This is a genomic window from Raoultella sp., from assembly GCF_039594335.1.
Lineage (GTDB): Bacteria > Pseudomonadota > Gammaproteobacteria > Enterobacterales > Enterobacteriaceae > Klebsiella.
This window is the reverse complement of sequence record NZ_JBCNNS010000005.1, coordinates 1-19,844: the sequence shown is the minus strand read 5'-3', so window position 1 is coordinate 19,844 and position 19,844 is coordinate 1. Positions and strand designations below refer to the sequence as shown.

At 54.3% G+C, this 19,844-nt stretch carries 17 protein-coding genes and 1 pseudogene; 12 read left to right on the top strand and 6 right to left on the bottom strand.

Translation table 11 applies throughout. The features are described from left to right. Positions 1-178 precede the first annotated feature (178 nt). Entirely contained in the window at positions 179-1,360 is a 1,182-nt protein-coding gene (locus tag ACZAHD_RS01420; RefSeq protein WP_462455195.1) for a sugar efflux transporter, read from the top strand. 41 nt (positions 1,361-1,401) lie between these two features. On the opposite strand, the gene aroD is transcribed toward ACZAHD_RS01420, so the two are convergent. The 6 genes from aroD to leuL all read right to left on the bottom strand — a co-directional run bounded on the left by aroD (position 1,402) and on the right by leuL (position 7,133). Next, entirely contained in the window at positions 1,402-2,157 is a 756-nt protein-coding gene (gene aroD, locus ACZAHD_RS01415; RefSeq protein WP_462455194.1) for a type I 3-dehydroquinate dehydratase, read from the bottom strand. 111 nt (positions 2,158-2,268) lie between these two features. Next, positions 2,269-2,874 (bottom strand): 3-isopropylmalate dehydratase small subunit, encoded by a 606-nt coding sequence (gene leuD / locus ACZAHD_RS01410; protein ID WP_462455193.1) that lies wholly within the window; start codon positions 2,872-2,874, stop codon positions 2,269-2,271. A 10-nt stretch (positions 2,875-2,884) separates the two neighbouring features. Beyond that, the gene (gene leuC / locus ACZAHD_RS01405; RefSeq protein ID WP_462455192.1) at positions 2,885-4,285 is read right to left on the bottom strand and encodes a 3-isopropylmalate dehydratase large subunit; all 1,401 of its coding nucleotides are present in this window, start codon (positions 4,283-4,285) and stop codon (positions 2,885-2,887) included. Positions 4,286-4,287: 2 nt separating this feature from the next. Next, a complete protein-coding gene (gene leuB, locus ACZAHD_RS01400; RefSeq protein ID WP_462455191.1) occupies positions 4,288-5,379 on the bottom strand; it encodes a 3-isopropylmalate dehydrogenase in 1,092 nt (363 codons plus the stop codon). Then, entirely contained in the window at positions 5,379-6,950 is a 1,572-nt protein-coding gene (gene leuA, locus ACZAHD_RS01395; RefSeq protein WP_462455190.1) for a 2-isopropylmalate synthase, read from the bottom strand. Before leuA ends, leuB begins: the two co-directional genes overlap by 1 nt. A 96-nt stretch (positions 6,951-7,046) precedes the next feature. After that, a complete protein-coding gene (gene leuL / locus ACZAHD_RS01390; RefSeq protein WP_049267590.1) occupies positions 7,047-7,133 on the bottom strand; it encodes a leu operon leader peptide in 87 nt (28 codons plus the stop codon). Positions 7,134-7,737: 604 nt separating this feature from the next. Between leuL and leuO the strand changes: the two genes are divergently transcribed. From leuO to mraY, 11 genes and pseudogenes are all read left to right on the top strand, one after another. Further along, on the top strand, positions 7,738-8,703 hold the full coding sequence (gene leuO, locus ACZAHD_RS01385; RefSeq protein WP_462455236.1) for a transcriptional regulator LeuO: 966 nt from the start codon (positions 7,738-7,740) through the stop codon (positions 8,701-8,703). A 392-nt stretch (positions 8,704-9,095) separates the two neighbouring features. After that, the gene (ilvI, locus tag ACZAHD_RS01380; RefSeq protein WP_462455189.1) at positions 9,096-10,820 is read left to right on the top strand and encodes an acetolactate synthase 3 large subunit; all 1,725 of its coding nucleotides are present in this window, start codon (positions 9,096-9,098) and stop codon (positions 10,818-10,820) included. Between the two features lie 2 nt (positions 10,821-10,822). Further along, complete coding sequence (gene ilvN, locus ACZAHD_RS01375; RefSeq protein ID WP_100682570.1) at positions 10,823-11,314, top strand: acetolactate synthase small subunit; 492 nt, start codon at positions 10,823-10,825, stop codon at positions 11,312-11,314. Between the two features lie 180 nt (positions 11,315-11,494). Continuing rightward, the gene (gene cra / locus ACZAHD_RS01370) at positions 11,495-12,499 is read left to right on the top strand and encodes a catabolite repressor/activator (RefSeq protein ID WP_462455188.1); all 1,005 of its coding nucleotides are present in this window, start codon (positions 11,495-11,497) and stop codon (positions 12,497-12,499) included. A gap of 652 nt (positions 12,500-13,151) precedes the next feature. Beyond that, positions 13,152-13,610 (top strand): division/cell wall cluster transcriptional repressor MraZ, encoded by a 459-nt coding sequence (gene mraZ, locus ACZAHD_RS01365; RefSeq protein WP_004857850.1) that lies wholly within the window; start codon positions 13,152-13,154, stop codon positions 13,608-13,610. 1 nt (position 13,611) lies between these two features. Continuing rightward, a complete protein-coding gene (gene rsmH / locus ACZAHD_RS01360) occupies positions 13,612-14,553 on the top strand; it encodes a 16S rRNA (cytosine(1402)-N(4))-methyltransferase RsmH (RefSeq protein WP_462455187.1) in 942 nt (313 codons plus the stop codon). Beyond that, positions 14,550-14,915, top strand: coding sequence for a cell division protein FtsL (gene ftsL, locus ACZAHD_RS01355; RefSeq protein WP_004857854.1), 366 nt, complete (start codon positions 14,550-14,552; stop codon positions 14,913-14,915). Before rsmH ends, ftsL begins: the two co-directional genes overlap by 4 nt. Positions 14,916-14,930: 15 nt before the next feature. Next, positions 14,931-16,697, top strand: a complete 1,767-nt coding sequence (ftsI, locus tag ACZAHD_RS01350) for a peptidoglycan glycosyltransferase FtsI (protein WP_462455186.1) — start codon at positions 14,931-14,933, stop codon at positions 16,695-16,697. Continuing rightward, on the top strand, positions 16,684-18,171 hold the full coding sequence (murE, locus tag ACZAHD_RS01345; protein ID WP_462455185.1) for a UDP-N-acetylmuramoyl-L-alanyl-D-glutamate--2,6-diaminopimelate ligase: 1,488 nt from the start codon (positions 16,684-16,686) through the stop codon (positions 18,169-18,171). Before ftsI ends, murE begins: the two co-directional genes overlap by 14 nt. Beyond that, entirely contained in the window at positions 18,168-19,526 is a 1,359-nt protein-coding gene (gene murF / locus ACZAHD_RS01340; protein WP_462455184.1) for a UDP-N-acetylmuramoyl-tripeptide--D-alanyl-D-alanine ligase, read from the top strand. The genes murE and murF overlap by 4 nt, the downstream gene beginning before the upstream one ends. Then, a pseudogene (gene mraY, locus ACZAHD_RS01335) lies at positions 19,520-19,844 on the top strand (phospho-N-acetylmuramoyl-pentapeptide-transferase); the annotation flags it as partial. The gene murF and the pseudogene mraY, both read left to right, overlap by 7 nt.

Below are 19,844 nucleotides of genomic sequence, written 5' to 3'. Positions count from 1 at the left end.
CATGTGTGACTGAGTATTGGTGTGTACTTATCGTTTTTCAGACCCCAGGCCAGTTGACTGAGCTATAACGTCGAGGTCGCCAGCCTGTCGCTTGAAATAGATAGAGTATAAAATCACCCGCCAGCAGATGACTTCTGCTGGCTTTTTTCGTTTTTTTCGCGTGCTTTAAGGACATGACATGCTCTGGTTGATGACGATGGGACGGCGGCTTAACGGGATTTACGCGGCGTTTATGCTGGTCGCTTTTATGATGGGTATTGCGGGCGCGCTGCAGGCGCCAACCCTCAGCTTGTTCCTCAGCCGTGAGGTGGGCGCGCAGCCTTTCTGGGTTGGCCTGTTTTATACCGTTAACGCGATCGCCGGTATTCTGGTGAGCCTGGCGCTGGCGAAACGATCCGATAGCCAAGGGGATCGCCGCCAGCTGATCATGTTCTGCTGCCTGATGGCGGTGGGCAACGCACTGCTGTTTGCTTTTAACCGTCATTACTTAACGTTGATCACCTGCGGCGTGATGCTGGCGTCGATTGCCAATGCCGCGATGCCCCAGCTATTCGCCCTGGCGCGGGAATATGCCGACAGCTCAGCGCGGGAAGTGGTGATGTTCAGCTCGGTGATGCGTGCGCAGCTGTCGCTGGCGTGGGTTATAGGGCCGCCACTGGCCTTTATGCTGGCGCTGAACTATGGCTTTACCACCATGTTCTCGATTGCGGCCGGTATTTTCGTGATTAGCCTGGTGTTAATTGCCGTTAAGCTGCCGTCGGTTGCCCGGGTGGAGCAGCCTGCGCAAGCGGAGGGCGTGGTGCAGAGCGGCGGCTGGCAAGATAAAAACGTGCGTATGCTGTTTACCGCCTCGACGCTGATGTGGACCTGCAACACCATGTATATCATCGATATGCCGTTGTGGATCAGTAGCGATCTTGGTTTGCCGGATAGTCTGGCCGGGATCCTGATGGGGACGGCTGCCGGGCTGGAAATCCCGGCGATGATCCTGGCGGGTTATTATGTAAAGCGCTGGGGCAAACGTAAAATGATGGTCGCCGCTGTGGCGGCCGGCGTGCTGTTCTATCTGGGTCTGATCCTGTTTCACGAGCGCACCGCGCTGCTGGCGCTGCAGCTGTTTAACGCCATTTTTATCGGCATTATCGCTGGGATTGGCATGCTGTGGTTCCAGGATCTGATGCCGGGAAGGGCCGGGGCGGCCACCACGCTGTTTACCAACAGTATTTCCACCGGTGTAATTCTCGCCGGCGTGCTGCAGGGAGCACTGTCGCAAAACTACGGCCACGCCAGCGTGTATTGGGTCATTGCCGGCATCGCGCTGCTGACGCTGTTTTTGACCAGTAAAGTCAAAGATATTTAGCGCCGGCGCCGCACCGCGGACTGCTGCGATGCGCTGTGCGTTCAGGAGAGAATATTCATCATCTCCCGCAACTGACGCACGGCAATTTGTCCGGGCGCCGACGCCTGACCCACGCAGCCAAACGTCATCGCCGAGCCGAACAGGCGTCCGGTGACCCGGCTGATGCCGCCCGGTTTGCCCATTGACATCGTGATTAACGGACGGGTGGCGTACTGTTCTTTCATGACCAGGGTGGCAGAAAGCAATGTCAGCACGTCTTGCGGCGATTGCGGCATGACCGCTATTTTCGGCAGATCGGCGCCCAGCTCCTGCATCCGGCGTAGCCGGGCGATGATCTCTTCCTGCGTCGGTGTTTTGTGGAAATCATGATTGCTCATAATCACTTTCACCCCGGCGGCATGCGCTTCAGCGATCAAGGCCCGGATCGGCATTTCGTCATTGAAGAGCTCAATATCGATAACGTCCACCAGCCCGCTGGCGACGGCCAGACGATTGAGGGCAAAGTACGCGTCATCGCTGAATTCCGTTTCACCCCCCTCTTTGTGACTGCGAAAGGTGAACAGCAGAGGCATATCGGCGAGCAGTCGGCGAATCTCCGTTAGCGCCAGCAGGACCTGTTCTGGTTCATGGACGCTGATAAAGTGGTCGACGCGCCATTCGATGAGATCGGGTCCGGCCTCCACCAGCGTAAGGGCATGGGCTTTCAGCTCATCAAGCGTCTGGCCGATCAGCGGCACGCAAATTAACGTGGCGCCTTCCTGAAAGGTGATGTTTTTAATTGTGACAGCGGTGATCATATGAGGGTCCGTCAGTCAGGGCTGGGTGGGTGTGTTTCTGTCCATCACCCGTGCGAAAAAACCTAAAAAAATGCCCGGTCACAGGACCGGGCTCGGGTATCAACGACGTGGTTAGTTCATAAAGGCCGGCAGTTGATTTTCGTAGGCTGAAATTGCCTCTTCGTGTTGCAGCGTCAGGCCGATGCTATCAAGTCCGTTGAGCATACAGTGGCGGCGGAAGGCATCGATTTTAAAGCTGTAGGTTTTGTCACCCGCTTTCACTACTTCGGATTCCAGATCCACTTCGAACGTTATGCCAGGGTTCGCCTGAACCAGCTTGAACATCTCGTCGACCTGCTCATCGCTCAGCGTCACCGGCAGCAGCTGATTGTTAAAGCTGTTACCGTAAAAGATATCGGCGAAGCTGGGGGCGATAACCACTTTAAAACCGTAATCGGTCAATGCCCACGGCGCATGCTCACGGGAGGAGCCGCAGCCGAAGTTTTCCCGTGCCAGCAGGATCGAGGCGCCTTTATACTCCGGGAAGTTAAGGACGAATTCCGGGTTTGGCTGCTGTCCCTGGTCGTCAAGAAAACGCCAGTCGTTGAACAGATGTGCGCCAAAACCGGTGCGCGTTACTTTCTGCAGGAACTGCTTAGGAATAATCGCATCGGTATCGACGTTTGCGGCATCCAGCGGAACCACCAGGCCCGTATGTTGGGTAAATTTCTCTGCCATGATGGTCTCCTTATTTGATGTCGCGGATATCGGCGAAATGGCCAGTCACGGCTGCCGCTGCGGCCATGGCCGGGCTGACTAAGTGAGTACGTCCGCCGCGGCCCTGACGGCCTTCAAAGTTACGGTTGCTGGTTGATGCGCAGCGCTCGCCAGGATTCAGGCGATCGTTGTTCATTGCCAGGCACATGGAGCAGCCCGGCAGGCGCCATTCAAAACCGGCTTCGATAAAGATCTTATCCAGGCCTTCAGCTTCCGCCTGAGCTTTCACCGGGCCAGACCCCGGGACCACTAATGCCTGCACGCCCGGTGCGACTTTGCGGCCTTTAGCGACTTCGGCCGCGGCGCGCAAATCTTCAATACGCGAGTTGGTACAGGAGCCGATGAATACCTTATCGATAGCCACGTCGGTTAACGGGATACCCGGCTTCAGGCCCATATAGGCCAGCGCTTTTTCCGCGCTTGCCCGCTCGACCGGATCGACGAAAGAGGCCGGGTCGGGAATCATTTCGTTGACGGAGATAACCTGGCCTGGGTTCGTGCCCCAGGTCACCTGCGGGGCAATCTCTTCAGCCTGCAGGGTCACGACGGTATCAAAGGCGGCGTCAGTGTCGGTTTTCAGGGTTTTCCAGTATTTAACGGCAGCGTCGAAGCTCTGGCCTTTTGGCGCATGCAAACGGCCCTTCACATAGTTAAACGTGGTTTCATCCGGTGCGACCAGACCGGCTTTCGCCCCCATCTCGATGGCCATATTGCACAGCGTCATACGACCTTCCATGCTCAGATCGCGAATGGCTTCACCGCAAAACTCCACCACGTGGCCGGTGCCGCCAGCGCTACCGGTTTTACCAATGATGGCCAGCACGATATCTTTGGCGGTGATACCCGGCGCTGCTTTGCCATTAACTTCAATCTTCATGGTTTTGGCACGACCCTGTTTCAGGGTTTGAGTCGCCAGGACGTGCTCAACTTCGGAGGTGCCGATGCCAAAAGCCAGTGCGCCAAACGCGCCGTGGGTAGCGGTGTGAGAATCGCCGCAGACGATGGTCATCCCCGGCAGGGTTACGCCCTGTTCCGGCCCCATCACGTGGACGATCCCCTGATACGGGTGGTTCAAATCATACAGCTCAACACCGAACTCTTTGCAGTTCTTGATCAGTTCCTGCATCTGAATTCGCGCCATTTCGCCGGACGCGTTGATATCTTTCGTCTGGGTGGAAACGTTATGGTCCATCGTGGCGAAGGTTTTACCCGGCTGACGGACCTGACGGTTGTGCGCGCGCAGACCGTCAAAGGCCTGTGGTGAAGTCACTTCATGCACCAGATGACGGTCGATATACAGCAGCGGGGTTTCGTTTTGCGCTTCATAAACGACATGCGCATCAAACAACTTCTCGTATAAGGTCTTCGCCATGATTACACCCCTTCAGCGACATAGCGGGCGATGATATCACCCATTTCATCGGTACTGACTGCGGCTGTACCACGCGCTAAATCGCCGGTACGCACGCCTGCTTCTAATGCACGGTTGATCGCATTCTCAATCGCTGTTGCAGCGTTATCGGCATCCAGGCTGTAGCGCAGCAGCAGTGCCAGAGAGAGGATCTGCGCGATAGGGTTGGCGATATTCTTGCCAGCGATATCCGGGGCTGAACCGCCTGCCGGTTCATACAGACCAAAACCTTGTTCATTGAGGCTGGCCGAAGGCAGCATGCCCATTGAGCCGGTGATCATGGCACATTCGTCAGACAGGATGTCGCCGAACAGGTTGGAGCACAGCAGAACGTCGAACTGGGACGGGTCTTTAATCAGCTGCATCGTGGCATTGTCGATGTACATATGTGCCAGCTCAACGTCCGGGTATTCTTTGGCGATCTCGCTGACCACTTCGCGCCACAGAATAGATGACTGCAGAACGTTCGCTTTATCGATAGAAGTCACTTTATTACGACGTTTGCGTGCGGACTGAAACGCGATATGCGCGATGCGCTCGATTTCAAAGCGATGGTACACTTCGGTATCAAACGCTTTTTCGTGTTGACCGCTGCCTTCGCGGCCTTTCGGCTGGCCGAAGTAGATACCGCCGGTTAATTCACGGACACACAGAATGTCGAAGCCGTTTGCCGCGATATCCGCGCGCAGCGGGCAAAACTCTTCCAGCCCCTGGTACAGCTTCGCCGGACGCAGGTTGCTGAACAGTTTGAAATGTTTACGCAGCGGCAGCAGCGCGCCGCGCTCCGGCTGACCGGCCGGCGGCAGATGTTCCCATTTCGGGCCGCCTACGGAGCCAAACAGAATCGCATCGGCCTGCTCGCAACCTTCTACGGTCGCCTGCGGCAGCGGGGTGCCCTGACGGTCAATAGCAATGCCGCCGACGTCATACTGACTGGTGGTAATGCGCATATCAAAACGGTGACGAACGGCTTCCAGTACTTTCATCGCCTGGCTCATGACTTCCGGGCCAATCCCATCACCTGGCAAAACAGCAATATGGTAATTCTTCGACATTACACGGTTTCCTTCTTGTTCTCGTTATTTTGAGCTTTGCGTTGCAACTCTTTTTCGACTTCTGCTGCGCGCCAGATATTGTTCAGCACGTGAACCATGGCTTTCGCGGAGGATTCAACGATATCCGTCGCCAGACCGACGCCGTGGAAGCGGCGACCGTTGTAGGTCACGACGATATCCACCTGGCCCAGCGCGTCTTTGCCCTGACCTTTGGCGTTCAGGTCATATTTGACCAGCTCAACGTCATAGCCAGCGATGCGGTTGATTGCCTGGTAAATAGCGTCGACCGGGCCATTGCCGTTAGCAGCTTCCGCTTTGGTCTCTTCACCGCAGACCAGTTTTACAGAGGCCGTGGCGATATCGCTGGAGCCTGACTGTACGCTGAAGTAATCCAGACGGAAATGCTCCGGCTCTTCCTGCTGTTTGTTGATGAACGCCAACGCTTCCAGATCGTAATCAAAGACCTGGCCTTTTTTGTCTGCCAGCTTCAGGAATGCGTCGTAAAGGTGATCCATGTTGTAATCGGTATCTTTGTAGCCCATCTCTTCCATACGGTGTTTCACTGCCGCACGGCCGGAGCGGGAAGTCAGATTCAGTTGCACCTGATTCAGACCGATGGATTCCGGAGTCATGATTTCGTAGTTTTCGCGATTCTTCAGCACGCCGTCCTGATGGATGCCGGAGGAGTGGGCGAAGGCACCGGTGCCGACGATGGCTTTGTTAGCCGGAATAGGCATATTGCAAATCTGGCTGACGGTCTGGCTGGTACGCCAGATTTCATTGTGATTAATGCCGGTGCGAACATTCATAATGTCTTTGCGCACCTTGATGGCCATAATGACTTCTTCCAGCGAACAGTTGCCTGCGCGCTCGCCGATACCGTTCATGGCACCTTCAACCTGACGCGCACCGGCGTGGACCGCGGCGATCGCGTTACCTACGGCCAGACCTAAATCGTCATGGGTGTGCACAGAGATGATAGCGTTGTCGATATTCGGGACGCGTTCGTACAGGCCGGTAATGATATTGGAGAACTCGAACGGCATAGTGTAGCCGACGGTGTCCGGGATATTAATCGTCGTGGCGCCAGCGCTGATGGCGGCTTCGACGACGCGCGCCAGATCGGCGATCGGCGTACGACCCGCATCTTCACAGGAGAATTCGACGTCGTCGGTATAGTTGCGTGCGCGTTTAATCATATAGATTGCGCGCTCAATGACTTCATCCAGGGTGCTACGCAGTTTGGTCGCGATGTGCATTGGCGAGGTGGCAATAAAGGTGTGAATACGGAACGCTTCGGCGACTTTTAAGGATTCTGCCGCCACATCAATGTCTTTCTCAACGCAACGAGCCAGGGCGCAGACGCGGCTGTTTTTGATGGTGCGCGCGATGGTTTGTACGGACTCGAAGTCGCCAGGAGATGAGACCGGGAAGCCGACCTCCATCACATCAACGCCCATCCGTTCCAGGGCCATCGCAATCTGCAGCTTCTCTTTCACGCTCAGGCTGGCCTGTAACGCTTGCTCCCCGTCACGTAAGGTCGTATCGAAAATAATGACTTGCTGGCTCATGGTTTAGATCCTTAATCGGTGTCCTGGGCGCCTTGCTGACGAGCATAAAAAAACCCGCGCAATGGCGCGGGTTTAATAGTCTTGCTGGAAGATGACTTAACGCTGAACGTCGCCCAACAGCCTACCGCGCATAGTGGATGCGTTTAGTAGTAGTAGGCCGGTGAAACGAGTGGTGCGAATCATTGCATCATGCTCCAGATGAAATCGATATGCCTTTAGAGTTACTGGATACGCGTTTTGATGTCAACCCCTGGTAAGGAAAAACACCTGTTTGCTATCGGAAGGTATTAGCGGATTATGCTGGTTAGCGCGCATTTTTTCCGACGATAGTATTATTGGCTGCCTTGTCAGGGGAAATTTTAAAACGGGTCGCAGCAAGGTTGTTTCATTCCGGAGAAAAGACGCGTAGATAAGGGGAAGAGAGTATCGTAATGAAACAGGTAACTTTATGGGGCTGCGAATGTTTTTGTGTGGGATTCCGGGAGTCATCAATGATGACTGAGTGTTAATTTAAAACAGGCGGTAAATTCAAATTTGAATCATACTTAAATTAGAGTTAATCCTCGGGAGTGCTTGTTTTTTATCATTATGAGTACACTTAACATTATCAGGTAATCGATATGGTTTGAGTGGCTTAGGAATTTTCACGATAATTTTCCGGGTTCGGATTTACTTATAATTTTGATAAATTCCTAAAATGCATTCCTGCCCTTTTATAAATGACATATGTATGGTAAATGATATTTCCTTTATCGATTACCGCATTTTAAAAAGGGAATTAAACGCGATGGTGGAGCTGGATATGATAACTGGAACTTCTGAGACGACACTCCCCTCCGGCGAGGATGTCCCCAAACCTCAGCTCAGAACGGTCGATCTTAATCTGCTTACCGTTTTTGATGCGGTCATGCAGGAGCAAAATATTACGCGGGCGGCGCATTCGCTGGGGATGTCTCAGCCTGCGGTGAGTAATGCCGTAGCGCGACTGAAAGTGATGTTTAATGATGAGCTGTTTGTGCGTTATGGCCGAGGCATTCAGCCGACGGCTCGCGCATTTCAGCTATTTGGCTCAATACGCCAGGCATTGCAACTGGTGCAAAATGAGTTACCGGGATCCGGTTTTGACCCGATAAACAGCGAGCGCATATTTAATCTCTGCATCTGCTGCCCGTTAGATAACCATCTTACTTCGATTATATTTAACAAAGTTAACGAAGTTGCACCGAATATTCATTTAGTTTTTAAAGCATCACTTAATCAAAAAACAGAACATCAATTACGTTATCAGGAAATAGAGTTTGTGGTCGGTTATGAAGAGTTTCGCCGACCTGAGTTTGCCTGTGTGCCCTTGTTTAAAGATGAAATGATATTAGTGGCCAGCAGTAAACACCCACGCATTTCCGGACCTATGACGGAAGCGGAAATTTATCGTGAAGAACATGCGGTTGTGGCTTTGGATCGCTATGCTTCGTTTAGCCTGCCCTGGTATAGCTCTGTCAATAAGCAGACGCAGATTGCGTATCAAGGGAATGCGATGGTCAGCGTACTCAATGTGGTATCACAAACTCACATGGTGGCCATTGCCCCACGCTGGCTGGCGACTGAGTATGCAGAAAAGCTGAACCTGCAATTATTGCCGTTACCGCTAAAAGTAAATAGTCGTACCTGCTATCTCTCCTGGCATGAGGCTGCCGGAAAAGACAGAGGTCATCAGTGGATGGAAGAGTTGCTGGTGCGTATTTGCCAGCGCTAAATAGCGGTATCTGCGCGGGAGCACTCGCTCTCGCTTTATGTGATAAAAACCACAAAATATAGAATTTTATCCTGTTTGCCGTTTTCGGTCGGAGCGCTCTGCAAATGAAAAATGGATGAATTTCTGTCATCAGACAATTTGTCCGAGTAATTTCAGCGCTCGATTCTTATTTATGAAGCTTTTGACCAAGTTTCATATCAAATTCTTATCTTTTATTCTTTTAGTGGCTTGCATACGTCCGAGGTCGCTAATTGCCTGCCCGTTGGCGAGCAGTTATGGTAAGAGCACGCAGTCCATTCACCTCAATGTCAGGAGACGATTCCTGACATTGTGCGAACGCGCGGAAATTGAATTCTGCTGCCGTTAGAAAACAATAAGCCTGGAGGCAAACCATGGAGATGTTGTCAGGAGCCGAGATGGTCGTCCAATCGCTTGTCGATCAGGGCGTCAAGCAAGTATTCGGCTATCCCGGAGGCGCGGTCCTCGATATCTATGATGCGTTGCATACCCTGGGGGGTATCGACCATATTCTGGTGCGCCACGAGCAGGCGGCGGTACATATGGCAGACGGCCTTGCCCGTGCGACCGGTGAAGTGGGAGTGGTGCTGGTGACTTCGGGCCCGGGGGCGACGAATGCCATCACCGGTATTGCAACGGCATACATGGATTCTGTTCCACTGGTGATTCTCTCCGGGCAGGTCGCGACTTCCCTGATTGGTTATGATGCCTTCCAGGAGTGCGACATGGTTGGTATCTCCCGACCGGTGGTGAAACACAGTTTCCTGGTCAAGCAGACGGAAGATATTCCCGGCGTGCTGAAAAAAGCGTTCTGGCTGGCTGCCAGCGGACGTCCAGGTCCGGTGGTCGTTGATTTACCAAAAGATATCCTCAATCCGGCGAATAAACTACCATACGCGTGGCCGGATACCGTCAGTATGCGTTCTTACAACCCGACAACCAGTGGTCATAAAGGGCAAATTAAACGCGCTCTGCAGACACTGGTGGCGGCAAAACATCCTGTTGTCTATGTTGGCGGCGGGGCAATTAACGCCGGATGCGAAGAACAACTGCGTACTCTGGTGGAAAAACTAAATCTGCCGGTGGCTTCGTCGCTGATGGGGCTCGGTGCGTTTCCTGCCACCCATTCCCAGGCATTAGGTATGCTGGGGATGCATGGGACGTATGAAGCCAACATGACGATGCATCACTCCGATGTCATCTTTGCCGTCGGCGTGCGGTTTGACGATCGTACAACCAACAATCTGGCGAAGTATTGCCCGAATGCGACGGTGCTGCATATCGATATCGATCCGACCTCCATTTCGAAGACGGTTCCGGCAGATGTGCCGATCGTCGGCGATGCGCGTCTGGTGCTGGATCAGATGCTCGATCTCCTGGAACAGGAAGAGGCGCGGCAGCCGCATGACGAGATCCGCGACTGGTGGCAACAGATAGAGCAATGGCGCGCGCGCCACTGCCTGCAATACGATACGCAAAGCGGCAAGATCAAACCTCAGGCCGTCATTGAGACCATCTGGCGCCTGACTAACGGCGATGCTTACGTGACCTCTGATGTCGGTCAGCACCAGATGTTTGCCGCCCTTTACTATCCCTTCAACAAGCCAAGACGTTGGATTAATTCAGGTGGCCTCGGCACGATGGGCTTCGGTTTGCCTGCTGCTCTCGGCGTGAAGATGGCGTTGCCGGAAGAAACAGTCATTTGTGTGACTGGCGATGGCAGTATCCAGATGAATATCCAGGAGCTTTCCACCGCTTTGCAGTATGAGCTGCCGGTACTGGTGTTGAATCTGAACAACCGCTATCTCGGGATGGTGAAGCAGTGGCAGGATATGATCTATTCCGGTCGCCATTCACAATCTTATATGGAGTCCCTCCCGGATTTCGTCCGGCTTGCAGAAGCCTATGGGCATGTAGGGATTCGCATCAGCGAACCGCAGGAGCTGGAGTCGAAGCTGGCCGATGCGCTGGAGCAGGTGCGTAATCATCGTCTGGTCTTCGTTGATGTGACGGTGGACGGCAGCGAGCATGTGTATCCCATGCAGATCCGCGGCGGCGGCATGGATGAGATGTGGTTGAGCAAAACGGAGAGAACCTGATTATGCGCCGGATATTATCTGTATTACTGGAAAACGAATCAGGCGCTTTATCACGCGTCATTGGTCTTTTCGCGCAGCGCGGGTATAACATTGAAAGCCTGACGGTAGCCCCCACCGACGATCCGACGCTTTCGAGAATGACTATCCAGACCGTTGGCGATGAGAAAGCCATCGAGCAAATTGAAAAACAGCTGCATAAGCTGGTGGATGTACTGCGCGTCAGCGAGCTGGGGCAGAATTCGCACGTTGAACGTGAAATCATGCTGGTGAAAGTTCAGGCGAGCGGTTTTGGCCGCGAAGAGGTGAAGCGCAACACGGAGATTTTCCGCGGGCAAATCATCGATGTCACGCCATCACTGTATACCGTCCAACTGGTAGGGACCAGCGATAAACTGGACGCTTTTCTTGCTTCCTTGCGCGATGTTGCGCGCATTGTCGAAGTGGCGCGCTCCGGTGTGGTAGGACTCTCGCGCGGCGACAAAATCATGCGATGAGTTCCTGAAATTGACGTAAAAATAGCCCGACACAATCTGTCGGGTTATTTTTTTGCGAAATTGGTGGGAACTGTAGACAAAAGCGGTTGCTGCGCTAACTATTCTGCGTTTAGATGTTATGAAAATGAATCCATAGCTGAAGAAAGGTTATGTTCTGTACTCATTACCCAAGGGGCAATTGTGAAACTGGATGAAATCGCCCGGCTGGCCGGTGTCTCGCGAACCACCGCTAGCTATGTGATTAACGGTAAAGCGAAACAGTACCGCGTCAGCGACAAAACGGTCGAAAAGGTGATGGCCGTCGTTCGTGAGCACAACTACCATCCGAATGCGGTCGCTGCTGGCTTGCGTGCAGGACGCACGCGTTCTATTGGTCTGGTGATTCCCGATCTGGAAAATACCAGCTATACCCGTATTGCTAACTATCTTGAGCGTCAGGCCCGCCAGCGTGGCTATCAGTTGCTGATCGCCTGTTCGGAAGATCAGCCTGACAACGAGATGCGCTGCATTGAGCATCTTCTACAGCGTCAGGTGGATGCCATTATCGTCTCGACGTCATTACCACCTGAGCACCCGTTCTATCAACGCTGGGCCAACGATCCTTTCCCGATTGTCGCGCTGGATCGCGCGCTCGATCGTGAGCACTTCACCAGCGTTGTTGGCGCCGATCAGGATGATGCCGAAATGCTGGCCGCTGAACTGCGTAAATTCCCGGGGGAAAACGTCCTTTATCTTGGTGCGTTACCGGAGCTGTCGGTAAGTTTCCTGCGTGAACATGGCTTCCGTACCGCGTGGAATGACGATCCGCGTGAAGTGCAGTATCTGTACGCCAACAGTTTTGAACGCGAAGCGGCAGCGCAGTTGTTTGAGAAATGGCTGGAAACGCATCCAATGCCGCAGGCGCTGTTCACAACCTCATTTCCGCTGTTGCAGGGGGTGATGGATGTGACGCTGCGCCGGGAAGGGAAGCTGCCCTCCGAACTGGCTATTGCGACTTTCGGTGACAATGAGCTGCTCGATTTCCTGCAGTGTCCGGTACTGGCCGTGGCCCAGCGCCACCGCGATGTAGCTGAACGCGTGTTGGAAATTGTGCTCGCCAGCCTCGACGAACCACGTAAGCCAAAACCGGGCTTAAGCCGTATCCGTCGTAATTTATATCGCCGGGGAAGTTTGAATCGCCGTTGATGGCTATCGATCGCCAGCATCGGTGGGGGTTAAACCCGGAAAGAGGCGTGTGACTCGCCAGGCGAAAGTCGTCTGGCGATAATCCGTACAAATTACCATAAAAAATAAATTTGAATCTCTTTCAGACAAATCCCTAAACTTCTTTACGCATTATTTTGTTTTATTCTGGAGTTGCCGCTTTCCGGCACCCGTTAGCGATAAAAAAAAGTTAAATCAGACTTTATTTGTATTATTTTGTTACATTCATTAAGTTAATCGCTGAATTAACACCCGTTTTGCGGCTCATCACACGGTCATCTCCCTGCACCCCGCGACAAGAGTGCTTCTCTGACGTTAACAGGCACTGTTAACGGACATCATAATCGCCTAAAATGCCGCTCGAGTCGCAAACTGACACTTTATATTTTCCCACCGAAGATATTTTGTTGCTTTTAACTGTTACGAATTTGTTGGTTGTTTTCTTACACGTATTCATAGCGTTAATTTGCCTCTTTTGTTGGTGATTATTTCATCAGGCCTAATATCGGCTGCAAATAATGGGTTTTTGAGCTTCGTTGGTATTCGTGCTGGCTTGACAAGCTTTTCCTCCGCTCCGTAAACTCCTTCTAGTGGGAATTTGTGGGTTAAAGTGGCGAAAAGGGGTGAGGCTGGCATGTTCCGTGGGGCAACGTTAGTCAATCTCGACAGCAAAGGCCGTCTGGCCGTACCGACGCGTTACCGCGACGGGCTGATCGAAGACGCTTCCGGTCAACTGGTTTGTACCATTGACATTCATCACCCGTGCCTGCTGCTTTACCCCTTGCCTGAATGGGAAATCATTGAGCAGAAATTGTCGCGTTTATCGAGCATGAATCCCGTTGAGCGGCGCGTGCAGCGTCTGCTTTTGGGTCATGCCAGCGAATGTCAGATGGATAATGCCGGGCGTCTGTTGATCGCACCGGTGTTACGGCAGCATGCCGGGCTGACAAAAGAAGTGATGCTGGTCGGACAGTTCAATAAGTTTGAACTGTGGGATGAAACGACCTGGTATCAACGGGTCAAGGAAGATATCGACGCTGAACAGTCGTCTACCGACGCCTTGTCGGAGCGTCTGCAGGATTTGTCTCTATAACATGATGGAAAATTTTAAACATACTACGGTACTTCTGGATGAAGCGGTTAACGGCCTGAATATTCGTCCGGATGGTATCTACATTGATGGAACCTTTGGTCGCGGCGGACACTCGCGCCTGATCCTTTCCCAACTGGGAGCGGAAGGACGCTTGCTGGCTATCGATCGCGATCCGCAGGCTATCGCCGTGGCGAAAACCATCGATGATCTTCGCTTTTCCATCGTACATGGACCTTTCTCTGCGCTGGCTGATTATGTTAGTGAGCGCGGACTAACTGGCAAGATCGACGGAATTCTTCTCGATCTTGGTGTCTCTTCACCTCAGCTTGATGATGCAGAGCGTGGCTTCTCATTTATGCGCGATGGCCCGCTGGATATGCGTATGGACCCCACCCGCGGCCAGTCTGCCGCCGAGTGGCTACAGACGGCAGACGAAGCGGATATCGCCTGGGTGATTAAAACCTTCGGTGAAGAGCGCTTCGGTAAGCGCATCGCGCGCGCCATCGTGGAACGTAACCGTATCGAGCCCATGACCCGCACGAAAGAGCTGGCGGAAGTGGTGACGGCGGCGACGCCGGTGAAGGACAAATTTAAACATCCCGCGACCCGTACCTTCCAGGCGGTGCGTATCTGGGTGAACAGTGAACTGGAGGAGATAGAGCAGGCGCTAAAAAGCTCGCTCAGTGTGCTGGCCCCGGGTGGGCGGCTTTCTGTTATCAGTTTCCACTCGCTGGAAGACCGTATTGTGAAGCGCTTTATGCGTGAACAAAGCCGCGGTCCGCAGGTTCCGGCCGGGTTACCGATGACCGAGGAGCAGCTCAAAAAACTGGGCGGCCGCGAGTTGCGAGCACTAGGCAAGTTGATGCCGGGCGAAGAAGAGGTGGCAGAGAATCCACGGGCCCGTAGTTCAGTTCTGCGCATTGCAGAGAGGACGAACGCATGATCGGCAGAGTGACAGAAGCCTTAAGCAAAGTTAAAGGATCGTTAGGAAGCAACGAGCGCCATGCCTTGCCTGGCGTCATCGGGGACGATCTTCTGCGGTTTGGGAAACTGCCACTCTGCCTGTTCATTTGCATCATCATTACGGCGATTACCGTGGTGACGACGGCACACCATACCCGTCTGTTAACCGCGCAGCGTGAGCAACTGGTTCTGGAACGTGACGCGTTGGATATTGAATGGCGAAACCTGATCCTCGAAGAAAACGCGCTCGGCGATCATAGTCGAGTTGAGCGGATCGCGACCGAGAAGTTGCAGATGCAACACGTCGATCCATCGCAAGAAAATATCGTTGTACAAAAATAAGGATTATTGCGACGCATGAAAGCAGCGCCGAAAACGCTAAAACCAAAACGTCAGGAAGAACAGGCCAACTTTATCAGTTGGCGTTTTGCGTTGCTTTGCGGCTGTATTCTGCTGGCTCTGGCGTTTCTGCTGGGCCGTGTGGCCTGGCTACAGGTGATCAGTCCGGACATGCTGGTGCGTCAAGGGGATATGCGTTCTTTACGCGTGCAGGAAGTCTCCACCGCCCGCGGAATGATTACTGACCGCTCCGGGCGCCCGCTGGCGGTGAGCGTGCCGGTGAAGGCTATCTGGGCGGACCCGAAAGAGCTGCACGATGCCGGCGGTGTCACCCTTGATAACCGCTGGAAGGCGTTGGCCGACGCGTTAAATATGCCGCTGGATCAGCTGGCATCGCGCATCAACACCAACCCAAGAATGCGTTTTATCTATCTGGCGCGTCAGGTCAACCCTGATATGGCGGATTACATCAAGAAGCTGAAGCTGCCAGGGATTCACATGCGCGAAGAGTCGCGCCGTTACTACCCGTCAGGTGAAGTTACCGCTCACCTTATTGGTTTCACCAACGTCGATAGCCAGGGTATTGAAGGCGTCGAGAAGAGCTTTGATAAATGGCTGACCGGTCAACCCGGGGAACGTATCGTGCGTAAAGACCGCTACGGCCGCGTTATTGAAGATATCTCCTCCACCGACAGCCAGGCCGCGCACAATCTGGCGTTGAGTATCGATGAGCGTCTGCAGGCGTTGGTTTATCGCGAACTGAATAATGCCGTGGCGTTTAACAAAGCGGAGTCGGGAAGTGCGGTCCTGGTCGATGTCAACACTGGCGAAGTGTTGGCGATGGCCAACAGCCCCTCTTATAACCCGAATAATTTCTCCGGAACGGCGAAAGATATCATGCGTAACCGTGCCATTACTGACGTGTTTGAACCGGGTTCGACGGTCAAGCCGATGGTGGTGATGACGGCGCTGCAGCGCGGCATTGTGAACGAAAATACCGTGCTGAATACCATTCCTTACCGTATTAACGGCCACGAGATCAAAGACGTGGCGCGCTATAGCGAATTGACCCTGACCGGGGTACTACAAAAGTCGAGTAACGTCGGTGTTTCCAAGCTGGCGTTAGCGATGCCGTCCTCAGCGTTAGTAGATACTTACTCACGTTTTGGACTAGGAAAAGCGACCAATTTGGGGTTGGTCGGAGAACGCAGTGGCTTATATCCTCAAAAACAACGGTGGTCTGACATAGAGAGGGCCACCTTTTCTTTCGGCTACGGGCTAATGGTAACGCCGTTACAGTTAGCGCGAGTCTATGCAACGATCGGCAGCTATGGCATCTATCGCCCGCTGTCGATTACCAAAGTTGATCCACCGGTTCCCGGTGAGCGTGTGTTCCCGGAACCTCTCGTTCGTACTGTCGTGCATATGATGGAAAGCGTGGCGCTGCCCGGTGGCGGTGGCGTGAAGGCGGCGATTAAAGGCTACCGCATTGCGATCAAAACCGGTACGGCGAAGAAGGTGGGGCCAGATGGCCGCTACATCAACAAATATATTGCTTACACCGCAGGCGTTGCGCCCGCCAGCCACCCGCGTTTTGCGTTGGTGGTGGTGATCAACGACCCGCAGGCGGGTAAATACTACGGCGGCGCCGTTTCCGCGCCGGTTTTCGGTGCCATCATGGGGGGCGTACTGCGCACCATGAACATCGAGCCGGATGCGTTGGCAACGGGTGAAAAAAGTGAATTTGTGATTAATCAAGGCGAGGGAACAGGTGGCAGATCGTAATTTGCGCGACCTTCTCGCTCCGTGGGTGCCAAATGCGCCGGAGCGAATTCTGCGAGAGATGACGCTGGACAGCCGGGTGGCTGCTTCCGGCGATCTCTTTGTCGCGGTCTTAGGTCATCAGGCGGACGGGCGTCGTTATATCCCGCAGGCGATAGCGCAAGGTGTTGCTGCCATTATTGCAGAGGCCAAAGATGAGGCTGCTGACGGCGAAATCCGTGAAATGCACGGCGTGCCGGTTATTTATCTCAGCCAGCTCAATGAGCGCTTATCCGCGCTGGCCGGGCGTTTTTACCATCAGCCTTCAGAGCAACTGCGCCTGATTGGTGTCACCGGTACCAACGGTAAAACCACGACCACGCAACTCCTGGCGCAGTGGGCCAACTTGCTTGGAGAAACCAGCGCGGTGATGGGTACGGTGGGCAACGGTCTGCTGGACAAAGTTATTCCGACGGAAAACACCACCGGTTCTGCAGTCGATGTCCAGCACGTGCTTTCTGGTCTGGCAGCGCAGGGTGCAACCTTCGCGGCCATGGAAGTCTCTTCTCACGGTCTGGTTCAGCACCGCGTGGCGGCGCTGCAGTTTGCCGCATCGGTCTTTACTAACCTGAGTCGCGATCACCTGGATTATCACGGTGATATGGAACATTACGAAGCGGCAAAATGGCTGCTTTATTCCACCCATCATTGCGGACAGGCTATCGTCAACGCCGATGATGAAGTGGGGCGCCGCTGGCTGGCGAAGTTGCCGGACGCGGTTGCCGTATCGATGGAAGATCACATTAACCCGAACTGCCACGGTCGCTGGCTGAAGACGACGGCGGTGAACTACCACGACAGCGGGGCAACCATTCAGTTTGATTCCAGCTGGGGCAAGGGCGAAGTTGAAAGCCGTCTGATGGGCGCCTTTAACGTCAGCAACCTGCTACTGGCGCTGGCCACGCTGCTGGCGCTGGGCTATCCGTTGGCTGAGTTGCTGAAAACCGCGGCTCGTCTGCAGCCGGTCTGCGGCCGTATGGAAGTGTTCAGCGCACCGGGCAAACCGACGGTGGTGGTGGATTATGCCCATACCCCGGATGCATTGGAAAAAGCGCTGCAGGCGGCACGTCTGCACTGCAACGGCAAGCTGTGGTGCGTCTTCGGCTGCGGCGGCGATCGCGATAAAGGTAAACGCCCGTTGATGGGCGCTATCGCCGAAGAGTTCGCCGATATTGTGGTGGTTACCGATGACAACCCGCGTACCGAAGAGCCTCGCGCCATCATCAACGATATCCTCGCAGGCATGATTGACGCCGGACACGCGAAGGTGAAAGAAGGTCGGGCCGAAGCGGTGACCAACGCCGTGATGCAGGCCGCCGAAGGAGATGTCGTGCTGGTCGCTGGCAAAGGTCATGAGGATTACCAGATTGTTGGCAATCGCCGTCTTGACTATTCCGATCGCGTTACTGTAGCCCGTCTGCTGGGAGCGGTAGCATGATTCGCTTGATGCTAAGCCAACTCGCCGACGTGACGCGCGGCGAACTGCACGATGGTGATCTGGCCATCGATGAGGTCACGTCGGACACCCGTAAGATCACGGCCGGCTGCCTGTTCGTTGCCTTAAAAGGCGAACGTTTTGATGCTCACGATTTCGCGGAGCAGGCGAAAAAAGCCGGTGCCGGTGCGCTGCTGGTCAGCCGTCAGCTGGCGTGTGATTTACCTCAGGTGGTGGTGAAAGATACTCGCCTGGCCTTTGGCGAGCTGGCGGCGTGGGTTCGCCAGCAGGTGCCAGCCCGTGTTGTGGCGCTGACCGGCTCTTCCGGGAAAACGTCGGTGAAAGAGATGACGGCGGCGATTCTCGCTCAATGCGGCAATACGCTCTACACCGCCGGCAACCTGAATAATGACATTGGCGTACCTATGACACTGCTGCGCCTGACGCCAGAGCATCGCTATGCGGTGATCGAATTGGGTGCTAATCATCAGGGCGAAATTGCCTGGACCGTCGGTCTGACGCGTCCGGAAGCAGCCCTGGTCAACAATCTGGCCGCCGCTCACCTTGAAGGTTTTGGTTCGCTGGCGGGCGTGGCGAAAGCGAAGGGCGAAATCTTTACCGGCCTGCCGGAAAACGGCGTTGCCATTCTGAATGCTGACAATAACGACTGGCTGAACTGGCAAAGCGTCATTGGCTCGCGCAAGGTATGGCGTTTCTCGCCGAATGCGGCCAACAGCGATTTTGCAGCGGCCCAGATCCATGTTACCAGCCACGGGACAGAATTTACGCTGCAAACCCCGCTGGGGAGCGTGGATGTTCTGCTACCGCTGCCGGGTCGCCACAATATCGCCAACGCGCTGGCTGCAGCCTCGTTGGCTATGGCGGTGGGCGCCGATTTAAATGCGGTGAAGGCCGGTCTGGCGCAGCTGAAAGCCGTACCGGGACGTCTGTTCCCTGTCACGCTGGCAGAAAATCAGCTGTTGCTCGATGATTCCTACAATGCCAACGTCGGTTCAATGACCGCCGCGGTGCAGGTGCTGTCCGAGATGCCGGGCTATCGTGTCCTGGTTGTCGGCGATATGGCCGAGTTGGGTACGGAAAGCGCAGCGTGCCATCGTCAGGTTGGCGAGGCGGCAAAAGCGGCAGGGCTTGACCGCGTACTCAGCACCGGCGTGCTGAGCGCAGAGATTAGCCGCGCCAGCGGCGTGGGCGAGCATTTCAGTGATAAAGCATCGCTGGTGGCTCGACTGCGTGAGCTGATGGCGGAACACAAGATCATCACCATTTTAGTGAAGGGTTCACGTAGTGCCGCCATGGAAGAGGTAGTACGCGCATTACAGGAGAATGGAACATGTTAGTGTGGCTGGCCGAACATTTGGTCAAATATTATTCCGGCTTTAACGTCTTTTCTTATCTGACGTTTCGCGCCATCGTCAGCCTGCTGACCGCGCTGTTCATCTCTTTGTGGATGGGCCCGCGCATGATCGCCCGTCTGCAAAAACTCTCTTTCGGCCAGGTCGTACGTAATGATGGTCCGGAATCACACTTCAGCAAACGCGGTACGCCGACCATGGGCGGGATCATGATCCTGACCGCCATTGTGGTCTCTGTCCTGCTGTGGGCCTACCCGTCCAACCCGTACGTATGGTGTGTTCTGACCGTGCTGATCGGCTACG